This window comes from Pseudoxanthomonas kaohsiungensis (assembly GCF_010211765.1).
GTDB lineage: Bacteria > Pseudomonadota > Gammaproteobacteria > Xanthomonadales > Xanthomonadaceae > Pseudoxanthomonas > Pseudoxanthomonas kaohsiungensis.
The window spans coordinates 203739-220309 of the sequence record NZ_PDWO01000002.1; the positions used below are offsets into that span (position 1 = coordinate 203739).

Sequence of the window (16571 nt, forward strand, 5' to 3'; positions counted from 1 at the left end):
ATCGGATCGCTTCTAAACGGGATTGCAACAAGGTGCTCGATCACACCCGGGTTTTTGGTTCAGCACCTGCAGTTGGACGTGCAGGCTTGTGAAGGATTCATGCCAGCGAGGGTTCGTGCGGAGGGCCGCCCATGCACCAGGCGACCCTGTCGCCGCCCTCACCTGAACAGCAAGGCCGACATCACGAAGTTCAACATCAACACCAGCAAGGAGGCGTTGACGACCGCGCGGGTGGTGGCCACCGAGGTGCCCTCGATGGTCGGCTCGGCATGGAAACCCACGTACGAGGCCACCAGCGCCGCGGTGCCGCCGAACACGGCCGACTTCAGCAGCGCCACGCCGAAGTCGTCCCAGAAATCGACGCTGCCCTGCAGCGCCGACCAAAACGTGCCGTTGTCCAGGCCCAGCACCTGCACCGCCTGGAACCAGCTGGCGCTGATCGCCAGCGAGCAGAAGAACACGGTCAGCAGCGGCACGCACAGCACCGCCGCCCAGAAGCGCGGCGCCACCGCCTTGGCCACCGGGTCGATCGCCATCAGCTCCAGCGCCTTGATCTGGTCGGTGGCGCGCATCAGGCCCAGCTCCGCGGCGATGGAGCTGCCGGCGCGGCCGATGAACAGCAACGCGGTCAGCACCGGGCCCAGCTCGCGGTACAGCGACAGGCCCAGCAGCGTGGACAACGCATCGGCCGCGCCGAAGGTGGTCAGGGTGCGGTAGCCCTGCAGGGTCAGCACCAGGCCCACGAAAGCGCCGCCGACGGCGATGATCGGCAGCGAGCGGCCGCCGATCTTGTAGATCTCGCGGACCAGTTCGGCGAAGAAGTCGCGGGTCGGCAGCGAGGCGCGCAGCACCGACAGCGAGAACAGGCCGGCGCGGCCCAGCGATTGCAGGGTGGTGGCCACCGCGGTGCTCATGCGTGCGCCCCGGCGGCGCGCGTGCGCGGCACCGCGCCCTCGAACGGGATCGGGCCGTCCGGCTCGCCGTGCAGGAACTGGCGCAGCAGCGGGTCCTCGCTGGATTCCAGCTGGGCCGGGGTGCCGTCGAAGACAATGCCGCCGTTGGCGATCACCACCGCCTGGTCGGCGATCGGCAGGGTCTCGCGGACGTGGTGGCTGACGATGATGCTGGTCAGGCCCAGGCTGCGCGACAGGCGCCGGATCAGGCTCATGATCACGCCGGAGGCGATCGGGTCCAGGCCGGTCAGCGGTTCGTCGTACAGCATCAGCGGCGGGTCCAGCGCCAGCGCGCGGGCCAGCGCCACGCGCCGGGCCATGCCGCCGGACAGCTCGCGCGGATACAGGTCGGCGGCAGCGCGCAGGCCGACCGCATTGAGCTTCATCGCCACCAGCCGCTGCAGCAGCGGTTCCGGCAGCCGCGTATGCGCGCGCAGCGGCAGGGCCACGTTCTCGGCCACGCTCAGGTCGGTGAGCAGGCCGTTGCCCTGCAGCAGCACGCCGATCCCCTTGCGCATCTCCAGCAGGTCGCGGGATCCCTGCGGCACGGACTGGCCGAACACGCGGACCTCGCCGGCGGCCGGCACCAGCTCGCCGGTCAACGCGGCCAGCAGGGTCGACTTGCCGGTGCCCGACGGGCCCAGCACGGCGGTGATGCTGCCGCGCGGGACCACCAGGTCGAGGTCGCGCAGGATCGTCCGCCCGCCACGATCGAGGCGGACGCCGGTCAATTGCACGGCAGCGGTGGCAGGGACTGTCATCGCGGGGGGATTCGAGGGGAGGCAGGGCTTTACGGAAAAACAACGATCCAGCTTCGGGTGGTTCGACTGAACAAAAAGCGAACCGACGCGTCCAATAATCGCACAGGCTCCCGGCCAGCGACCGTGCGGGAAGTTGGGATGCTGCGTCGTGGCGGCCGCGCGGCCGCCCTCGAGGTGGCGCAGCGGCGTCTCGGAGGACGAGACCGGGCTCAGGCATCATGCCGCGATGACGGGGACCGCCGGCGACTTCCGCCTCTACTGCTCCAATGCGCTGGACGTGCTGGCCGACCTGCTGGCCGAGGCGCTGCGCACGCCGGCGCCGGGCCAGCCTGCACTGGCCCCGGACACGGTCCTGATTCCGCAGGTGGCGATGCGCCGCTGGCTGCAGGCCACCCTGGCCGCCCGCCACGGCGTGGCCGCGAACCTGGAGTTCCTCACTCCCGGTGAATTCGTCGCCCGGGCGCTGGCGGCCAACCCCGACCCGGCCTCGACGCCGGACGCGGAGCTGGACGCGGCGGTGCTGCAGTGGCGGCTCTACGCGGCGCTGGGCGAGGCCGGCGTGATCGGCCGCCCAGCCCTGCGCGCGCTGCGCGAGCACCTGGGCGGCGGCGATCGTGGCGGGCACGACCCGGGCAAGGCCTGGGCACTGGCCGGCGAACTGGCCGCGGTGTTCGAGAAATACCAGGCCTGGCGCCGCGACTGGCTGCTGCGCTGGGAGGCCGGCGCCGACCCGGACGATCCGCAGGCCGTGCTCTGGCGCGAGGTCGCCGCCGGCCGCGCCCACCGCGCGCGCCGGATCCAGGATTACCTGGCGCGGTTCGGCGGGCGCGACGGGGGCGGCGCGCTGCCGGCCGGGCTGCCGCCGCGCCTGTTCGCCTTCGCCACGCTCAATGTCTCGCCCGACGTGCTGCGGGTGATGGCGACCCAGGCCCGGGTCGGCACCCTGCACTTCTACCTGCCCACGCCGACCCGGGCCTACTGGGGTGACCTGCAGGCGCTGGGCGCGCGCCTGCGCGCCGACCCGCAGGCGCCGCCGGCCTGGCTGGCCGGCGAGGACCCGGGCGAGAACCCGCTGCTGCGCGCCTGGGGCGCGGCCGGGCGCGATTTCATGGCCCTGCTCGGCAGCTACGAGGTGGTGCATCCGTCCGGCGAGATCGAGGCCTGGGTCGACCCGGAACTCGCCGCCGGCCCGACCCGCGCCGAGGGCGGCCTGCGCGACAGCCTCCTGCATCGCCTGCAGGCGGACCTGTTCCACCGCCGCGCCGCGCCCGCCGGCCCGCCGCGGCCGCAGCTGGACCGCGACGATCCCAGCCTGCAGGCCCACGCCTGCCATACCCGGCTGCGCGAACTGCAGGTGCTGCACGACCGCCTGCGCGCGCTGCTGGAGGATCCGCGCTTCGATCCGCCGCTGCAGCCACGCGAGATCGCGGTGCTGGCGCCGGACATCGACCCGTACGTGCCCTACCTGGATGCGGTGTTCGGCGGCCACGGCCAGGACGATCCGATCCCGTGGGCGATGGCCGACGCCAGCCCGCTGGCCGGCGAGCCGCTGGCCGAGGTGTTCCTGCGCCTGCTCGACCTGCCGGTGTCGCGCTTCGGCCTCGGCGAAACCCTGGACCTGCTCGCCAGCCCGCCGCTGGCCGCCGCCGCCGGGCTCGACGCCGCCGCCTTCGAGCGCCTGCATGGCTGGCTCCGCGCCACCGGCGCGCGCTGGGGCCTGGACGCGACGCACCGCGCGCGCCTGGGCGCGCCGGCCGACGACGCCTACACCTGGCAGTTCGCGCTCGACCGGCTGCTGCTGGGCCATGCCAGCGGCAGCGAAGCCTCCATCGGCGGCGTGGCCCCCTGGCCGGAACTGGAAGGCAGCGCGCTCGACGCGCTGGATACCCTGTTGCGCCTGCTGCGCGTGCTGGCCCGGCACCAGCGCCTGTTCGCCGAGGCGATGCCGCCGGCGCAGTGGCGCGAACGCCTGCTTGGCCTGCTCGACGCGCTGCTGCCGCGGCCACCGGCCACGCCCGGCGGCGAGCGCGCGCTGGAGCGGCTGCGCCGCCTGGTCAACGCGTTCGCCGGCGACGCCGCGCGCGCCGGGGTCGAGCAGCCCATCCCGGTCGAGGTGGTGCGCGCGTACTTCGGCGCGGCGCTGGCCGAGGCCGACACCCGCGCGCCGCTGCTCACCGGCGGGGTCAGCTTCGCGCGGATGGTGCCGATGCGGTTGCTGCCGTTCCGGGTGATCTGCCTGCTCGGCATGGACGAGAGCGATTTCCCGCGGCGCGACCCGGCCGCCGGCCTCAACCGGCTCACCGCCGAGCTGGGTACGGCGCAGCGCCGGCATGGCGACCGCTCCACCCGCGACGACGACCGCTACCTGTTCCTGCAGCTGTTCTCCTCCGCGCAGGACGTGTTCTACGTCAGCTGGCTCGGCGCCGACCCGCGCGACGGCAGCGCGCGCGAGCCGTCGGCGCTGGTCGGCGAACTGCTCGCCGCCGCCGGCGCGCACCACGCCGATCCGGCCGCGGCCGCACGCGCGCTGGTGGTGCGGCATCCGCTGCAGCCGTTCGCGCCGGCGGCGTTCGGCGCGGCCGATATCGACGGACAGCGGGATCCGCGCCTCTTCAGCTATCGTGGGCACTGGAACGCCGCCGCCCATCGCCTGGCCGGCGCACGCGCGCCGCTGGCGCCGTGGATCGATGCCGGGGCCGCGCTCGCGCCGGTCGAACCGGACGAGGGGGCGTTGCCGCTGGATGCGCTGCGCCGGTTCCTGGTCGACCCGGCCGGGCAGTTCCTGCGCCAGCGCCTGGCGCTGCGCCTGCCGGAGGTGGAAGAGGAGGCCGAGGACGTCGAGCCGTTACAGGCGCCCGGTCGCGGGCTGGAGCGCGCGCAGTTGCAGCGCGCGGTGTTCGAGGCGCTGCTGCACGGCGCGGATGCCGAGGCGATCTACCCGGTGCTGCGCGCGCGCGGCCTGTTGCCGTCCGGTCCGCTGGGACGGCGGGCGCTGGCCGGCGTGCTGGACGAAATCCGGCCCTATGCCACGCGTTTCGCCCAGTGGCGCGGAGATGCGTTGCCGACGGCGCTGCCGGCGCTGGAAGTGCCGATCGATGGCGTGCGCCTGCAGGGCCGGCTCGACGATGCCTGGCCGCAGGGCCTGGCACGGCTGCGCTTCGGCAAGCCGAACGGGCCCTCGGCGATCCGCCACGGGCTGGACTGGCTGTTGGCGCAGGCCGCGGGTGTGGAGCTGCCCTTCGTCGACATCCATGACGGCGATGAGGGCATCGGCGTGTATCCGCGCCAGGCCCTCGGTCGCGAGGCGGCGATCGCCGCGCTGCGCCACTTGCTGGCGCTGCGTGCGGAAGGCCTGCACCGGCCGCTGCCATTCGCGCCGCACAGCGGCTGGGCGTTCTATCGCGAAGCCGACACCGCTCGCGGCGTGCGCGAGGCGGCAAAGAAGTGGCGTGGCAGCACGCGTTCGTGGGCCGAGGGCGACAGCGAGGCGCTGCGGCTGGCCTTGCGTGGCCGCGATCCGTTTGCCGACGCGCCGACGCTGCAGGAGTTCGCCGCGCTGTCGCGTTCGATCTTCGCCGCGGTGACGGGCGGGGTGGTCGAGGATGGCGAGGTCGACGGGCTCGACCTGCCTGGCGACGAGGACGCGGAGGACGCGGCATGAGCCACGCGCCTGCGCACGATGCCTCGCACGACCCCTGGCTGGCCCTGCCGCTGGATGGCGTGCGCCTGATCGAGGCCTCGGCCGGTACCGGCAAGACCTTCACCCTGGCCACCCTGGTCACCCGGCTGGTGGTCGAGCGCGACCTGCGCCTGGCCCAGATACTGGCCGTGACCTTCACCGAGGCGGCCACGCAGGAGCTGCGCAAGCGCATCCGCGAACGCCTCCAGCTGGCGCTGGACCTGGCCGGCACCACCCCGGCCGACGATGAATCCCCGGAGTTCGCGCTCACCCGCGCGCTGCTCGACGCGCACCGCCAGCGCAGCGGCGAACCGGTCGACGCAGTGCGGATGCGCCTGCGCCGTGCGGTGGACGACATCGACCTGGCCGCGATCTTCACCATCCACGGCTTCTGCACGCGGGTGCTGCGCGAGCATGCGCTGGAAAGCGGACAGGGCTTCGATCCGCCCGGGCTGCTGGCCAACGACCGCGACCTGCGCGAGGAAGTGGCCGCCGACCTGTGGCGCGCGCATGCGATGGATGCGGCTGCCGTCGACGACCTGGCCGCGCTGTGGAAAGAAGGCCCGCAAGCGTTGGCTGCCGACCTCCCTGCGCTGCTGCGCGAGCCGGTCCTGCTGCCGCCGGCATTGCCGTTGCCGCCGGATCCGGCGCCGATGCTGGAGGTGGCTGGCCAGGCATTGGTCGCCGGCTTCCGCGCCCATGGCGACGACTTCCGCGCCGCGATGCTGGCGGCGGTCGAAGCCAAGGTGCTCAACGGCAACAGTTACCGCGCCGATTGGATCGACGCGCTGTGGCAGGCCTGGGCCGGCTGGTGCGTTGCGGGCGATCCCGCCGCCCCGCTGGACGAGCGCATCGCGCGCCTCACGGCCGAAGCGCTGTCGGCCAAAACCAACAAGGGCAAGGAGGCGCAGACACCGGCTTCCCCGCTATGCGCACTGATCACCGCCTACCTGGAGGCCGGGCAGGCACAGGCGCGCTACCTGGCGCTGCGTCGAGCCGCGTTGCTGCACCGCCTGCGTGACGACGCGCGCCTGCGCATCGCCGCGCTCAAGCGCACCCGGCGCGTGCAGACCTACGACGACCTGATCGATGGCGTGGCCGACGCGCTGGACGGGCCGCAGGGCGACCAACTGGTCCGGCGCTTGCGCGAGCAGTACCGGATCGCCTTGGTCGACGAATTCCAGGACACCGACGCGCGCCAATGGCGGATCTTCGAGCGGGTGTTCGGCGCGGGTTCTCCGGAGCGGGGTCGCGAACCGGCTGATCCGGCCGGCGGGCATGGCCCGCTGGCGCCCGGTCGCGCGCGAAGCAGCGATTCGCAAGCGCGCTTCCTCGCCCTCATCGGCGACCCCAAGCAGGCGATCTACGGTTTCCGGGGCGGCGACGTGCACACCTACCTGGAGGCCTGCGCAGTGGCCGCGCCGGCACCGGTGCTGGCGCACAACTTCCGCTCGCGGCCGTCGCTGCTGGCCGCGATCGATGCGCTGTACCGGCAGGCCGGCGGGCAGGCCTTCGTCGATGGCCGCATCGCCTTCCATCGCGTCGAGCCCGGTGGCAAACGCGCCGATGCCGACTTCCAGCGTGGCGGCACCGCCGCACCGGCGCTGACCGTGTGGCGCGCCGCCGATCCGCCGGTGGACGACAAGGGCAAGGTCAAGCCGTGGAGCGCCGGTGATTCGCGGCAGAAGGCCACCGACGCCTGCGTCGCGGCGATCCACCGCGTGCTGCGCGAGGGCCGCGACGGCACCGCCACGCTGCTCGACAAGGGCGAGGCGCGCCCGGTGCGCCCGGGCGACATCGCCGTGCTGGTGCGCAGCCATGCGGACGCCGGTCGCATCCAGCGCGCGCTGGCCGACGCCGGCATTCCCGCCGTCGCGGCCGGCAAGCAGAGCCTGTTCGCCACGGCAGAGGCGCGCGAGCTGCATGCCCTGCTGCTGGCGTTGTTGCACGCGGCCGACGACGCGCGCCTGCGCGCCGCGTTGTCGACCGTGCTGGTCGGCGTCGATGCAGCCGGAATCGATGCGCTCGAACATGATGCCGACGCCCATCGCCACTGGCAGCACCAGGCGCTGGCCTGGCGCGAACGCCTCCTGCGCGGCGGCCCGCTGGCGCTGGTAGGCGATCTGGCCGCAGCGCAGGCCGGGCGCCTGCTGGGCCTGCTCGACGGCGAACGCCGGCTCAGCAACTATCTGCAACTGGCCGAAGCACTGCAGGAAGCGCAGGTGCGCACGCTCGGCCTGCAGGGCCTGGTCGACTGGCTCGGCCGCCGCATCGCCACCGCCGACCCGGACGACGAGAGCCAGTTGCTGCGGCTGGAATCGGACGCGCGCCGCGTGCAGATCGTGACCCTGCACAAGAGCAAGGGCCTGGAGTACCCGCTGGTGTTCCTGCCCTTCGCCGGCATCGGCGGCAAGGAGCGCAGCGCCGGTCGCAAGTGCGTGGTCCATGACGATGGCAACGGCCGGCGCCTGCACTGGCGCCTGGACCTGCCCGAAGCGGCGTGGCCGGAGGCGGAGAAGGCCTGGAAGCAGGAGCAGCGCGCCGAGGACGCGCGCCTGCTCTATGTCGGCCTGACCCGCGCCGAGCACGCGCTGTGGCTGGCGACCGGCGCGTTCTACCAGCACAGGGACAGTCCGCTGCACGCCATGCTCGCCGACCTGGACGCGCTGGCCGGCATCGAGGGCGTGCAGGTCGACCGGTCGCCACCGCCGTCGCTGCCGCGCCTGCCTCCGGAATCCGAAGCGGCCGTGCCACCCGCGCGCATCGCCACCCGCGCGCTGTCGCACGACTGGTGGGTGTACAGCTTCACCCAGCTGGCGCACGCCGATGCTGGCGGCGACCGGTCCAGCGCGGCCACGCTGCCCGCGGCCGGCGGCAACGATGAGCCGGTGCCACTCGACGCCACCGCCGCAGGGGCCGATCCCGGCGCCGACGACGCAGGGGGGGCGCCATCCGATCCGCGCTTCGCCGGCAACCGCTACGGCGTGGCCCTGCACGCGGCGTTCGAGCACGCGGACTTCGCCGCCTGGCGCGACTGGCGCCCTGGCGACGCCGCGCCCGCCGGCGAACACGCGGTGATTGCCGCGGCGCTGGAGGACGGCGGTTACGCGGCCGCCGAGCTCGGCGACGGCATCGCCCTGACCGCCACGCTGATCGGCCACAGCCTGACGGTGGTCCTGCCCGAGGGCGTGCGCCTGTGCGACGTGCCCGCCGGCGAGCGCCGCGCGGAGATCGAATTCCAGTTCGCACTGCAGCCGACCCGGGTCGAGGCGCTGCTGCGCCTGCTGCACGCGCATGGCGTGGTCGCCGCGCGCCAGGGCTTCGGCCTGCGCCAGCGGCTGGAAGGGCTGATGACCGGCCTGGTCGACCTGACCTACCGCCACGACGGCCGCTGGTACGTGCTCGACTACAAGTCCAACCGCCTGCCGCGCTACGACGCGCCCAGCCTGGAGGCGGCGATGGCGCACAGCGAGTACGACCTGCAGGCGCTGATCTACACCCTGGCCCTGCACCGCTGGCTGCGCTTCCGCCTCGGCGATGGCTACGACTACGCGCGCGATTTCGGCGGCATCCGCTACCTGTTCTGCCGGGGCGTGGATGCCGCGCGCGGCGGCGCAGGCGGACCGGGCCTGCACGCGCAGCGCTTCGCCCCGGAGCTGGTGCATGCGCTCGACGCCCTGTTCGGCCTGCCGGCGTCCGGGGTGGCCGCATGAGCCTGTTTCGCGATCTCCAGCAGGCCGGCGTGTTGCGCGCGCTGGACGATGCGCTCGCGCTGGCCCTGCGCCGGCTCGATCCGCAGACCCCCGACCTGGTGCTCGCCGGCGCCGCGCTGGCATCGCTGGCGGTGGCCCAGGGCCATGCCGGATTCGATCCGGCGCGGCCGCGGGCGCTGGTCGAGGCATCGCTGCCCTGGCCCGACGCGGACGAATGGATCGCGGAGCTGCAGGCTTCGCGCTGGGTCGCCGCACCGGATGCGGCGCTGGCCGGATCGGCGGCCGACGCGCCGCTGGTGTTCGAGCGGTTCGACGACGGTGGCAGCCTGCTCTACCTGCGCCGCTACCGCGAGTACGAACGCCAGCTCGCGGGGCGGCTGCGGCGGATCGCCGCGCAGCCGTTGCCGGTCGGGGACCGCGCCGCGCTGGCGCCATTGCTGGCGGCGCTGTTCCCGCACGCCAATGCGAGTGCCGATGCCGGCGAAGACCAGCAGGCCCGCGCCGCCGAAACGGCACTGCACCATCCGCTGCTGCTGGTCACCGGCGGACCGGGTACCGGCAAGACCACCACCATCACCCGCCTGCTCGTGCTGCTGGCCGCGCAGGCGCGCGAAGCCGGGCGCCCGGCGCCGCGCATCGCCCTGGCCGCACCCACCGGCCGCGCCGCCGAGCGCATGGCCGGGAGCGTGCGCGGCGCCGTGCAGCAGCTCGCCGCCGCCGGCATCGAGCGCGCCCTGTGCGAGGCGCTGCCGGCGACCGGCACCACCCTGCACCGCCTGCTCGGTGCGATCCCGGATTCGCCGCGCTTCCGCCACGACGCCGACCATCCGCTGCCGTTCGACGTGGTGGTGGTCGACGAGGCCTCGATGATCGACCTGCCGCTGATGGCCAAGCTCGCCGACGCGGTCGCCGACGGTGCACGCCTGGTGCTGCTGGGCGACCCCGACCAGTTGCCGTCGGTGGAGGCCGGCGACGTGCTGGCCGGCATCCTGCACGCCGCCGACGCGGCGACGCCGGCGTTCCCCGCCGCGCACGTGCACCTGGTCCGTGGCTATCGCCAGGACGCCTCGCTGCGGCTGGCCCCGCTCGCTGCCGCGGTGCGCGACGGCGACGCGCCTGCCGCGCTGTCGCTGCTGCGCGGCGGCGACCTGGCCGGCGTGCACTTCCACGAGAACGCGCTCGACCCCTTGCAGGCGCAGCGCGAACCGCTGCTCGCGCACTGGCGCGCGCTGGCCCAGGCCACCGATCCGGCGCAGGCGCTGGCCGAGGCCGGCCGCATGCGCCTGCTCACCGCCGTGCGCGACGGCCCGCAGGGCGCGCGCACGCTCAACGCGCGGATCGAAGCACTGCTGGCCGGCACCGGCGTGGCCGGCGCGCGCGGCCGCGGCCCTTCCGGCGGGCACTTCCATGGCCGCCTGCTGCTGGTCACCGAGAACAGCTACCGCCATGGCCTGTTCAACGGCGACATCGGCGTGTGCCTGTCCGACCCGCGCGGCGTGCCGGTCGCCTGGTTCCCCGGCGCGGACCCGGCACACCCGCGCGCGTTCCACCCGGCCGCGCTGCCCGCGCACGAGAGCGCGTTCGCGATGACCGTGCACAAGGCGCAGGGCTCGGAATTCGACACGGTCTGGCTGCTGCTGCCGGCGCGACCCAACCGCGTGCTGTCGCGCGAGCTGGTCTATACCGGCCTGACCCGGGCCCGCCGCGAGCTGCACCTGGCCGCCAGCGCATCGATCCTCGAGGCCGCCCTGGCCCGCCACGCCAGCCGTCATTCCGGGCTGGGCTGGCGGCTGCAGCAGCAGGACTGACCGCACACGCGCCGCCGCGCTATCGCGCAACAAAGCGTGACCGATTTCACGGATCTCGGGTTCGCGTTGTGATGCCGGGAATCGTGGTGATGGCGGTGGCGCGGATGGGCTGGGGAGCCCGACCGCCATCGCGCCGGCATCCTGCCCGGTCCCGCCCAACCACCTTCTGAGTCACGCCTGGGGAGCTACCCGGAGGGATCGCATGCGTTACCTGTTCTGCCTGATCGGCCTGCACCGCTACCGCAAACCGACCCATGACGGCGGCATGCGCTGCAGATGCGGCCGCGTGCAATACCGCGTGCACTGGTAAGCCGGCGCGTTGACCGGGTGCACCAAGTGGCGCGCCTATACTCCGCTCCATGCCCAAGACCGCCACGTCCGTCCCGCTCCGCTTCAAGGCCAGGTTGCTGCGCCCGGCCGAGCCGGCCGGCGCGGACTGGATGTTCTTCGTCCTGGCGCCGGCTACCAGCGCCAGGCTGCCCACGCGCAGCCAGGTGTCGGTCGAGGGCAAGCTCGGCGGGCAGCCGTTCCAGGCCACGCTCGAACCCGACGGCGAGGGCAGCCACTGGCTGAAGGTGGAACCGGCGCTGGCCGGGGCCGCGGGCGTGGCGGCCGGCGACACGGTCGCGGTGGAGATGGCGCCGATGGCGAAGGAACCCGAGCCCGAAGTGCCGGACGACCTGCGCAAGGCGCTGGCCGCCGATCCGGCCGCGAAGGAGACCTGGGGCGACATCACCGCCGTGGCGCGGCGCGACTGGATCCAGTGGGTGACTTCGGGCAAGAAGGCGGAGACGCGGACCAGGCGCATCGAGGTGGCCTGCGACAAGCTGGCGAAGGGCCAGCGCCGGGCGTGCTGCTTCGACCGCTCCGGCATGTACAGCAAATCCCTTCGCGCGCCGGAGCCGGCGCGGTAGCACCCTCAAGCGCGTGCGTAGCGCTCCACCAGCGCCACGGCGCTCGCGCAGCCATCCTCCAGCGCCATGCGTCCACCCAGCTCCGCCGCCCGTGCACGGACCTGCGGGCGGCTGGCGAAGTCCACCGCCCGCGCCAGGCGCGAGGCGGTGATTGAACTGCCGGACAGCGGCCGGTCCATGATCCCGGCCGCGCGCAGGCGCGCACCCCAGAAGAACTGGTCACCGGCGAACGGCACGACCACCGAGGGAATGCCGGCGCGCGCCGCCGAATGGGTGGTGCCGGAACCGCCATGGTGGATCGCCATCGCGCAGCGCGGCAGCAGCCATTCGTGCGGGACATGGCCGACGGGATGGAAGTTCGCCGGCAGCCGCGCAGGATCCATCCCGCTCCACCCGGGATTGAACAGCGCGCGGCGGCCGCCGACCGCGCGCACCACCGCGTCCTGCAGGCGCGCGTCGTCGAAGCCGGCCATGCTGCCGAAGCCGACGTAGACCGGCGCCTCGCCGGCCGCCAGGAAGGCCTGCAGGCCGGATGGCGGCGCCCAGCCGGCCGTTGGCGGAATCCACTGCCCGGTGAGGTGCGCGTTGCCGGGCCAGTCGCGCGGCGGCGGCACCAGCGTCGGCGAGACGCCGTACAGCATCGGGTGGCCGATCCAAAGCGAGCGCCGCGGCGGCAATCCGGCCTCGGCACGGGCGCGGTTGGTGGCGTCCCGGAACAGCCGCCACGAGGCATGCCCGAACAGCGCGTGGCTGGCTTGGTTGAACAGCCGCGGCGGGGTGAACGGCAGGAACGGCGAGGCGAAGGCCGAGGTCGGCGAGACCGGGATCAGCATCGCGCCGATCGCCTGCACCCGCAGCGCTTCGGCCACCGACAGGCCGACGAATGCGGTCAGGCCGGAGACGATCACCGCGTCGCAGCCGCGGCCGGCCTCCAGTGCCTGGCGCATCCAATCGCCGGTGTGCGCGATCGCCAGCCGGCCCAGGTTGGCGGTAATGCGCTTCATCGCGCCCTCGGCGGCCAGCGTGCCGCGGATGTCGCCGGCCAGCGCGCTGCACGGCAGGCCCAGCGACCGCACGCCATCCAGCGTGGACACATCGGCGAGCAGGTGGACCCCATGTCCGGCCCGGGACAGGGCATGGCCCAGCGCGGCCAACGGGCGGGTGTCGCCTTCGGTGCCGTAGGTGAGGATCAGCAGTCGCATCGGCCCATGGTAGGTGGCCGCGCGTGGCGGGCGCGTGGGATACCGCTGCCAGCACGCCCACCCCCGACTTCCGGCACCCGTGCCCGGTCTCGCCTGCAACTAACCTGACGGGCCGACTGGCATGACCGCCGCGACCCGGAGATCCCGTTGAAGAAGACCCTGCTGACCGCCGCCACCCTGCTGGCCCTCGGCCTCGCCGCGCCGGCCACGGCCCACGACACCGACGAATGCGCCGACGTGGCCTGCACCCAGCACTGGCTGTACGAGGGCGCAGGCGACAGCGGCGGCGGTGACACCACCGCCGCCACCCGCTACGGAACCTGGGGCATCGATACGGCCGGCATGGACCGGACGGCCTCGCCGGGCGCCGATTTCTTCGGCTTCGCCAATGGCAACTGGGCGAAGAACACCCCGATCCCGGCCGACCAGTCCAGCTACGGTTCGTTCCGGGTGCTGCGCGACCTGTCCGAGGCGCGCGTGCGCGCGCTGGTGGAGGGCCATGCGCCGGGCGACCCGGCCACCGGCGGCGATGGCGCGAAGATCGCGGCGGTCTACCGCGGCTTCATGGACGAGGCGGCGATCGAGCAGCTCGGCGCCGCGCCGCTGCAGCCGGCGCTGGCGCGCATCCGCCAGGCGGACACCCACGCCGAACTGACCGCGCTGATGGGCGCGCGCGACACCTTCAACGTCACCCTGTTCGGCCTGGGCGTGTCCGACGACCAGCGCGACCCGGACCGCTACACCCTGTACATGAACCAGTCCGGCCTGGGCCTGGGCGACCGCGAGATGTACCTGCGCGACACCTTCGCGCCGCAGCGCGAGCGCTACCTGGCGTACATCGCGCAGATGCTCGAGCTGGGTGGCTGGACCGACCCGAAGGGCAGCGCCGAGGCGGTGCTGGCGCTGGAGACGCGCATCGCCCAGGCGCACTGGACCCGCGCCGAGAGCCGCGACCGCGACAAGACCTACAACCCGGTGGCGTTCGACGCGTTCGCGGCCTACGCGCCGGGATTCCCTTGGGCGACCTACTTCGCCGCCGCCGGCGTCGACCATGGCGATCGCGCGGTGGTGCGCCAGTCCACCGCGATCCCGAAGCTGGCGAAGATCTTCGCCGGGACCGACGTGGCCACCCTGCAGGCCTGGCAGGCCTTCCATGCGATCGACGGGGCCGCGCCGCTGCTGTCCAGCGCGTTCGCCAACGCCCACTTCGAGTTCCGCGACAAGTTCCTGTCCGGCCAGCTCGAGCAGCGCGAGCGCTGGAAGCGCGGCGTGGCCCTGGTCGAAGCCAGCCTCGGCGAGGCGGTCGGCCGCGAATACGTGGCGCTGTATTTCCCGGCCGACGCCAAGGCCAAGATGGACGGGCTGGTGGCCAACGTGAAGGCGGCCATGGGCGCGCGCCTGGAGACGCTGGAGTGGATGAGCCCGGCGACCAAGGCCGAGGCGCGCGCGAAGCTGGCCGGCTTCGGCTTGAAGATCGGCCATCCGGAGCAGTGGCGCGATTACAGCGGCCTGCAGGTGGCCAACGGCGACGTGGTCGGCAATGCGCTGCGCTCGCGCGCGTTCGAGTGGGACTACCGCCGCGCCCGCCTGGGCCAGCCGGTCGACAAGGCCGAATGGGGCATGACCCCGCAGACGGTCAACGCCTACTACAACTCGGTCAAGAACGAGATCGTGTTCCCGGCCGCGATCCTGCAGCCGCCGTTCTTCGATCCCGATGCCGATCCGGCAGTGAACTACGGCGCCATCGGCGGGGTGATCGGCCACGAGATCATCCACGGCTTCGACGACCAGGGCCGCAAGTCCGACGGCGCCGGCATGCTGCGCGACTGGTGGACGGCCGACGACGCGGCCAAGTTCGAGGCGCAGGCCGCCAGGCTGGGCGCGCAGTACGAGGCCTATGCGTTCCCGCAGCTGCCGGGCATGCACATCAACGGCCGCACCGCGATGGGCGAGAACATCGGCGACCTCGGTGGCCTGACCATCGCCCTGGAGGCCTACCGCCGCTCGCTCGGCGGCAAGCCGGCGCCGGTGATCGACGGCTTCAGCGGCGAGCAGCGCCTGTTCCTGGGCTGGGCGCAGGTATGGCGCACCCTGTGGCGCGACGACGCGCTGCGCCAGCAGCTGGTCAACGGCACCCATTCGCCGGGCCACATCCGCGCCTTCGCCCCGCTGCGCAACATCGATGCGTGGTACGCCGCGTTCGGCATCAAGGAAGGCGATCCGCTGTACATCGCCCCGGAAGACCGCGTGCGGATCTGGTAAGCCGCAGCGCGCGGCAGCGCACCGCCACCGGCCCCGTGCCGGTGGCGGCGCGGCTCAGACCTCGCCCTTGCGCGAGAGCAGCACCGCGAGCGGGCGGCTGCCGTCGAACTCGGCCAGCACCATCACGATGCTCGCGGTCACCGGCACCGCCAGGAAGGCGCCGGGCACGCCCCACAGCGCGGTCCAGACGGTCAGGCTGACCAGGATCACGAACGGGCTGAGGTTGAGCGAGTTGCCCATCAGGTAGGGGTCGAGCAGGTTGCCGTTGAGGAACTGCGCCACCGACAGCGCGCCGGCCAGCAGCAGCGCAGTCCTGAGGTCGCCGAACTGCAGCACCGCGAACAGCACCGGCAGCACCACGCCCAGCACCGAGCCGATGTAGGGCACGTAGTTGAGCAGGCCGATGACCAGCGCCCAGAACGGCGCCAGCTCCACCCCGAACAGGGCCAGGATGACCCAGCTGGCGAAGCCGAGCAGCACGCTCAGCGCGGTCTTGAGCGCCAGGTAGGTGCCGATCCGGCCGTTGATGTCGCCGATGATCCGGCGCACCCGCGCCACCCGCCCGGGATCGTCGGACAGCCGGCCGAGCTTGGCGTCGAAGTGCCGGCGCTCGAGCATCAGGAACACCACGTACAGGCCGACCACGGTGAATCCGGCGAGCATCGCGCCGAGCCAGGCCAGGGTGGAACCGGCCAGTGCCTGCACGCTGACCTGGCCCAGCACCCAGTCGCGGATGCCCTGCCAGCTCGGCTCGGAGTCGATGCCGAGCAGGCCTGCGCCCTGTTGCACCATCCACACCAGCTGCGCGCGGTAGTGCGGCACCTGCGCGACCAGCCGGTCGACGCTGTCCAGCGCCACCCAGCCCAGCACCAGCAGCGCGCCGAGGATCAACGCCGTGGCCAGCAGGTAATGAACCTGCACCGGCAGCTTCGCGCCGACCACCGGCAGGCGCGCGGCCAGCCGCGCCGCGCCGATGATCACGTACACCACCAGGATCGCGAACACGACCGGCACCAGGATGTCGCGGCCGACATGCAGCACCCAGCCGAGCAGCACCGCGAACACGGTGGCGCGGACCAGGGCGCGGAAGCGTTCGTTCATGCGGGCTGCCCATGGGTGGACGGGGCCATTGTGTTGCATGCGCACCGGTCGCGCACCTGCCGGCGGCGCGCCGGTTCCATCGGCACAGGGACGGCTTCGTCGGCGGCTGCGTGGTCCGGTCGCAACGCCGTTGCCGTCCCCGGTCCATGGTCGCAGGCTGTGCATCGCCGGCATCCCG

At 73.2% G+C, this 16571-nt stretch carries 9 protein-coding genes; 5 read left to right on the plus strand and 4 right to left on the minus strand.

Going from position 1 to position 16571, the window contains the following annotated elements:
- Nucleotides 1–158: 158 nt before the first annotated feature.
- A complete protein-coding gene (locus CSC66_RS03390) occupies nucleotides 159–914 on the minus strand; it encodes an MlaE family lipid ABC transporter permease subunit (RefSeq protein ID WP_162375977.1) in 756 nt (251 codons plus the stop codon).
- Nucleotides 911–1714 (minus strand): ABC transporter ATP-binding protein, encoded by an 804-nt coding sequence (locus CSC66_RS03395; RefSeq protein WP_162375978.1) that lies wholly within the window; start codon nucleotides 1712–1714, stop codon nucleotides 911–913. Before CSC66_RS03395 ends, CSC66_RS03390 begins: the two co-directional genes overlap by 4 nt.
- Before the next feature lie 226 nt (nucleotides 1715–1940).
- On the opposite strand from CSC66_RS03395, the gene recC reads away from it, so the two are divergent.
- The 4 genes from recC to CSC66_RS03415 all read left to right on the plus strand — a co-directional run bounded on the left by recC (nucleotide 1941) and on the right by CSC66_RS03415 (nucleotide 11828).
- Complete coding sequence (gene recC / locus CSC66_RS03400; protein WP_162375979.1) at nucleotides 1941–5375, plus strand: exodeoxyribonuclease V subunit gamma; 3435 nt, start codon at nucleotides 1941–1943, stop codon at nucleotides 5373–5375.
- On the plus strand, nucleotides 5372–9106 hold the full coding sequence (locus tag CSC66_RS03405) for a UvrD-helicase domain-containing protein (RefSeq protein WP_162375980.1): 3735 nt from the start codon (nucleotides 5372–5374) through the stop codon (nucleotides 9104–9106). Before recC ends, CSC66_RS03405 begins: the two co-directional genes overlap by 4 nt.
- Nucleotides 9103–10914: an exodeoxyribonuclease V subunit alpha gene (gene recD / locus CSC66_RS03410; protein WP_162375981.1), complete on the plus strand. Its 1812-nt coding sequence runs from the start codon at nucleotides 9103–9105 to the stop codon at nucleotides 10912–10914. Before CSC66_RS03405 ends, recD begins: the two co-directional genes overlap by 4 nt.
- Before the next feature lie 359 nt (nucleotides 10915–11273).
- Nucleotides 11274–11828, plus strand: a complete 555-nt coding sequence (locus CSC66_RS03415; protein ID WP_162375982.1) for a YdeI/OmpD-associated family protein — start codon at nucleotides 11274–11276, stop codon at nucleotides 11826–11828.
- Nucleotides 11829–11833: 5 nt separating this feature from the next.
- Here the strand turns inward: CSC66_RS03415 and CSC66_RS03420 are convergent, their stop codons facing one another.
- Complete coding sequence (locus tag CSC66_RS03420; RefSeq protein ID WP_162375983.1) at nucleotides 11834–13030, minus strand: glycosyltransferase; 1197 nt, start codon at nucleotides 13028–13030, stop codon at nucleotides 11834–11836.
- Nucleotides 13031–13177: 147 nt separating this feature from the next.
- Between CSC66_RS03420 and CSC66_RS03425 the strand changes: the two genes are divergently transcribed.
- The gene (locus CSC66_RS03425) at nucleotides 13178–15292 is read left to right on the plus strand and encodes a M13 family metallopeptidase (protein ID WP_162375984.1); all 2115 of its coding nucleotides are present in this window, start codon (nucleotides 13178–13180) and stop codon (nucleotides 15290–15292) included.
- A gap of 54 nt (nucleotides 15293–15346) precedes the next feature.
- Here the strand turns inward: CSC66_RS03425 and CSC66_RS03430 are convergent, their stop codons facing one another.
- Entirely contained in the window at nucleotides 15347–16393 is a 1047-nt protein-coding gene (locus CSC66_RS03430) for an AI-2E family transporter (RefSeq protein WP_162375985.1), read from the minus strand.
- Nucleotides 16394–16571: the final 178 nt, after the last annotated feature.

Coding starts and splice junctions, on each gene's coding strand:
- CSC66_RS03395 (WP_162375978.1), bottom strand. CDS start 1,714: ATGACAGTCCCTGCCACCGCTGCCGTGCAATTGACCGGCGTCCGCCTC.
- recD (WP_162375981.1), top strand. CDS start 9,103: ATGAGCCTGTTTCGCGATCTCCAGCAGGCCGGCGTGTTGCGCGCGCTG.
- CSC66_RS03420 (WP_162375983.1), bottom strand. CDS start 13,030: ATGCGACTGCTGATCCTCACCTACGGCACCGAAGGCGACACCCGCCCG.
- CSC66_RS03390 (WP_162375977.1), bottom strand. CDS start 914: ATGAGCACCGCGGTGGCCACCACCCTGCAATCGCTGGGCCGCGCCGGC.
- CSC66_RS03430 (WP_162375985.1), bottom strand. CDS start 16,393: ATGAACGAACGCTTCCGCGCCCTGGTCCGCGCCACCGTGTTCGCGGTG.
- recC (WP_162375979.1), top strand. CDS start 1,941: ATGACGGGGACCGCCGGCGACTTCCGCCTCTACTGCTCCAATGCGCTG.
- CSC66_RS03415 (WP_162375982.1), top strand. CDS start 11,274: ATGCCCAAGACCGCCACGTCCGTCCCGCTCCGCTTCAAGGCCAGGTTG.
- CSC66_RS03405 (WP_162375980.1), top strand. CDS start 5,372: ATGAGCCACGCGCCTGCGCACGATGCCTCGCACGACCCCTGGCTGGCC.